This window comes from Gordonibacter pamelaeae 7-10-1-b, assembly GCF_000210055.1.
GTDB classification, from domain to species: Bacteria; Actinomycetota; Coriobacteriia; order Coriobacteriales; family Eggerthellaceae; genus Gordonibacter; species Gordonibacter pamelaeae.
In genome coordinates, this window is record NC_021021.1 from 1,111,954 (window position 1) to 1,116,350 (window position 4,397).

At 67.1% G+C, this 4,397-nt stretch carries 4 protein-coding genes; all 4 read right to left on the reverse strand.

What is annotated here, in order from left to right:
• Positions 1 to 59: 59 nt before the first annotated feature.
• Complete coding sequence (locus tag GPA_RS16710; protein WP_049784020.1) at positions 60 to 722, reverse strand: DUF6323 family protein; 663 nt, start codon at positions 720 to 722, stop codon at positions 60 to 62.
• A gap of 205 nt (positions 723 to 927) precedes the next feature.
• The gene (locus GPA_RS05195) at positions 928 to 1,149 is read right to left on the reverse strand and encodes a hypothetical protein (RefSeq protein ID WP_015539174.1); all 222 of its coding nucleotides are present in this window, start codon (positions 1,147 to 1,149) and stop codon (positions 928 to 930) included.
• Between the two features lie 27 nt (positions 1,150 to 1,176).
• Entirely contained in the window at positions 1,177 to 1,926 is a 750-nt protein-coding gene (locus tag GPA_RS05200) for an N-acetyltransferase (protein ID WP_041240109.1), read from the reverse strand.
• A gap of 94 nt (positions 1,927 to 2,020) precedes the next feature.
• The coding region (locus GPA_RS05205; RefSeq protein ID WP_041239139.1) for a phosphoribosylformylglycinamidine synthase at positions 2,021 to 4,397 on the reverse strand (2,377 nt) is incomplete at its 5' end.

Consider the following 4,397-nt stretch of genomic DNA (forward strand, 5'->3'; position numbering starts at 1 on the left):
GCGTGGCGCCTGCGTCGCGCGTGCCGACAACCTGGCGCGCCTCGCCGCCCACCGTCCCGTCAGCCGAGGGACGATCCCCCGATGCGGCTGTTGGAGTCGAACCCGACGCGGTAGAGCTCGTGATAGCCGTCGTAGAAGCCGTCGGCGTACTCGTTGCCGGGGCGCTCCCATCGCTCGTCGTCCAGCACGCGGCTGAACTCGTCGCGCACGCGTTCCTCGGCTCCGTCATAGGCGGCCTCCTCCTCGAACTCCTCGCTCTGCGTCTTCTCGTCGTACGCGCCCGCCCGGCCGTGCGCCGCATACGCCCGCAGCGTTGCGACCGGAACATCGGCCAGCAGCTCCGCCGATCCCGCCGCCTCGCCATCGAACGTGTAACGCAGCGCTTCCACCAGGTCGTCGTCGGCCATCGGCTCGCCTGCCCCCTCGGCGTCCTCCTTGCGACGGTAGAACACGTCCTGCACGTCCGCGATGACCTCGGCGTAGTTCTCCTGCGAGAGGTATGGCGAGTCGCAGAACCCGCGCACCAGCTCGCGCACCACCCCGCGCCCGAACTCCACGCGCCCCGTCGCGCGCAGCGCCTCGCCGCGGCGCTCGACCAGCTCCATCATCTGCGGCTCGGTTAGCCGCAGGCCGTGCTTCGCCGTCGCCTCGTTGCAGACGGCCAGATCCTCCCGCGCAGCGGCCCGTTGCAGCTGCGGCGGAATCGTCAGATCGAAACCCATGCGCATCACCTCGCACAGGGTTATACCGCGAACCCCGCGCACATGCACGACTCGACTTTTCACCCGTTTTGTGATATTATTTCCCCAGATGAAAGCGGAGAATTAATGAATCCTCCGCTTTTTTGACGCCCCAAGCGAACCCGTGCGCCGCAGATGCCAAGCGCTGCGCTCCCCAAATCCTATTTGATGAATATCGCGGTTCGTATCACAAGAACCACTCGAGGTGGCCGCAGTTCTGGCAGACGAGGACCGTGGCGCTCCGGTTCGCCCAATCGAGGTCGAGGAACGTGAGGCCCATCGTGTTGAGCTGCGCCGACCGCTCGTCGAACGCGGTGCCGCCGCAGTGCGCGCACGCCACCTGCCTGTCCGCGAACTCGTAACCGTCATTCCCGCTCAGTCCACGGTTGAAGCTTTCGAGAAAACCCATTCCACACCTCCTTTACCGGAGTTTCACCTACTTCTTGAGTATCCGCTTCAAATATGCGGTATCCAGCAGGTTCACGGTCTCGAACTTGCCTTTGTAGAACACGGCCCAGTTGTTGAACACGCAGGGCAGGTCCTTCGCCGCCTGCAGGGAATCAACCTGGATCAACGTCAGCGGAACCCCGTTCTCCTCGCAGTACCGCTGCACCGTGGCGATATGCCCGGGCACGTAGGGGCACTGGAAATCGTAGTAGATCGTCAGCTCGTCGCGCTCGATCCTCTGTGCCTTGGCGCGCGGCGTGAACGTCGGCACGGTGCCGTCGAACGACAGAGCGAGCAGCTCGTAGCCGTCGTCGGTGGCGTCCACCGCCTCGAAGCCGAACTTCTTCGCGAACGACTGGTCGGACAGCCACGACTTCTGCTTTTTCGAGCCCAGCATGCACACGCCCGCCTTGCCCTGTTCGCGCGCGTCGGCAAGGCAGTACTCCATGAGCGCGCGCCCATAGCCCTTCCCCTTGGAAGCGCCATACGCCCAGAGGCAGTACACGTACAGGTAGTTGTCGCCCACGATGGGAACCCATGCCGTCTCGAGCGGGGCGTACTCGATGAACACCGGGTCCTTCACCTGCAGCTTGCGGAACACGTGGCCCTCGCGCAGGCGGTCGGCGAGCCACGCACGTTTCGCCTCGACGCCTGGATGGGGCTTTTTGACGCGGATAATGCAGGAGAGATGCTCGTTGGCCAGGTTCTCCGGCGTGAGGTTGACGAATTCGGGCTCCATGGGCATCTCCGTCCTTTGCGATCGAGAAAGCGGCGCGCCCCGAAGGACGCGCCGCCCGGAATGTCACAAAAGGGGACTGTCCCCTTTTGTGACATTAGTCGGTGAAGTAGCCCACGCCGCCTTCGAACAGGGGCTGGAACAGGTCGCCGGGCACGTTCTGGTACAGGCCCGCGCCGCGGCGCTCGCTGTGGCCCATCTTGCCGAAGACGCGGCCGTCGGGGCTCGTAATGCCCTCGATGGCCCATGCGGAGCCGTTGGGGTTCACATCCAGGTCCATGGACGGCCGCCCGTCGGCGCCCACGTACTGCGTGGCTATCTGGCCGGCGTCGCGCAGCTGCACGAGCAGATCCTCGCTCGCCACGAAGCGGCCCTCGCCATGGCTGATCGGTACCGTGTGCACATCGCCCACCTCGCAGCGCGAGAGCCACGGCGACAGGTTCGACGCCACGCGCGTGCGCACGAGGCGGCTCTGGTGGCGGCCGATGTTGTTGAACGTGAGCGTGGGGCAGTCCTCGTCCATCGGGCGGATGTCGCCGAACGGCACGAGGCCCAGCTTCACGAGCGCCTGGAAACCGTTGCAGATACCCAGCATCAGACCGTCGCGGTTCTGCAGCAGGTCGCGCACCGCCTCGGTGACGGCGGGGGCGCGGAAGAACGCCGTGATGAACTTCGCGGAGCCGTCGGGCTCGTCGCCGCCGGAGAAGCCGCCCGGCAGCATGATGATCTGGCTGTTCTTGATGAGCCGCACCAGCTCGGCCGTGCTCTCGGCCACCTTGTCGGGCGTGAGGTTGTTGATGACGAACGTGTCCACCACAGCCCCCGCCTGCTCGAAGGCGCGCGCGGAGTCGTACTCGCAGTTGTTGCCCGGGAACACGGGGATGACCACGCGCGGGCGCGCGATGGTTCCGTTGTAGGTGAGGGGCGTGGCGCTGCCGAAGGACACCGGCTCCACCGCGTCGCCTCCGGCGCGGTACGGGAACACGGGCTCCAGCTGGGCCTCCCAGGCTTCTTGCAGGTCGGCAAGCGAAATCGTCTCGCCGCAGGCGGAGAGCTCGTAGGCCTCCGTCGTCTCGCCCACCTCGTCGATGAGCACCGCATCGCTCGCCGCAGGCAGCTCCGCGCCGTCCGTCAGTTCCACAAAGAAGCTGCCGTACGAGGGCGCGAACAGCGCAGTGGGCGTCACGCCGTCGCTCAGCTTCACGCCGATGCCGTTGCCCACGCACATCTTGAACAGGGCCTCGGCCGCACCGCCGTATCCGGGCGTCGTCACGGCGAGCGCCGCGCCCTCGCCGATGAGGCGCTCTACCAGCGCGATGGCCTCCAACAGGCCGGCCGCCTCGGGCACCACGCCGTCGTAACCAGCGGGCACGATGCGCACCACGCGATGGTCCGCGCCCTTGAACTCGGGCGACGTCACGCGGTCGATCGAGCCCACGGCCGTCGCGAACGACACGAGCGTCGGCGGCACGTCCAGCTGCTCGAAGCTGCCGGACATGGAGTCCTTGCCGCCGATGGCCCCCACGCCCAGATCGACCTGCGCCATGAGCGCGCCCAGCACGGCCGCGGCGGGCTTGCCCCAGCGCTCGGGCTCGTCGCGCAGCTTCTCGAAATACTCCTGGAACGTCAGGTACATGTCCTCGCGCGCGAAACCGGCGGCCGCCAGCTTCGCCACGCTCTCCACCACGGCGATGTACGAGCCCGTGAACGGGTTCGCCGCCGTGAGGTACGGGTTGAAGCCCCAGGCCATGCCGCTCACCGTGGTGGTCTCTCCGAACACGGGCAGCTTCGCCGCCATGGCCAGCGCCGGCGTCAGCTGGCGCGAGCCGCCGAACGGCATGAGCGCCGTGGCCGCGCCGATGGTGGAGTCGAAGCGCTCCGACAGGCCCTTGTTCGAGCATACGTTCAAATCCGTGACCAGCGCGCGCATGCGCTCGGCCAGCGTCTCGCCCTCCCACGTGCGCTCGTAGCCGCTGCCCGACAGCACATGCACGTCCTGATGCTTGGCCGCGCCGTTGCTGTTGAGGAAGTCGCGGCTCACGTCCACGATGGTGGCGTCGTTCCACACCATGCGCACGCGCGCCTCTTCGGTGACCTCGGCTATAGGTGTGGCCTCGAGGTTCTCCTCGTGCGCGAGCGCGATGAACGCGTCCACGTCCCCGGCCGCCAGCGCCACGGCCATGCGCTCCTGGCTCTCGGCGATGGCGAGCTCCGTGCCGTCCAGGCCCTCGTACTTCTTGGGCACCTTGTTCAGGTCGATGAACAGACCATCGGCCAGCTCGCCCACGGCCACGGACACGCCGCCCGCGCCGAAGTCGTTGCAGCGCTTGATCATGCGGCACGCGTCGCCGCGGCGGAACAGGCGCTGGATCTTGCGCTCCACGGGCGCGTTGCCCTTCTGCACCTCGGCCCCGCACGTCTCGAGCGACTCCAGCTTGTGCGCCTTCGACGAACCCGTCGCGCCGCCGATGCCG

Coding starts and splice junctions, on each gene's coding strand:
- GPA_RS05200 (WP_041240109.1), bottom strand. CDS start 1,926: ATGGAGCCCGAATTCGTCAACCTCACGCCGGAGAACCTGGCCAACGAG.
- GPA_RS05195 (WP_015539174.1), bottom strand. CDS start 1,149: ATGGGTTTTCTCGAAAGCTTCAACCGTGGACTGAGCGGGAATGACGGT.
- GPA_RS16710 (WP_049784020.1), bottom strand. CDS start 722: ATGGGTTTCGATCTGACGATTCCGCCGCAGCTGCAACGGGCCGCTGCG.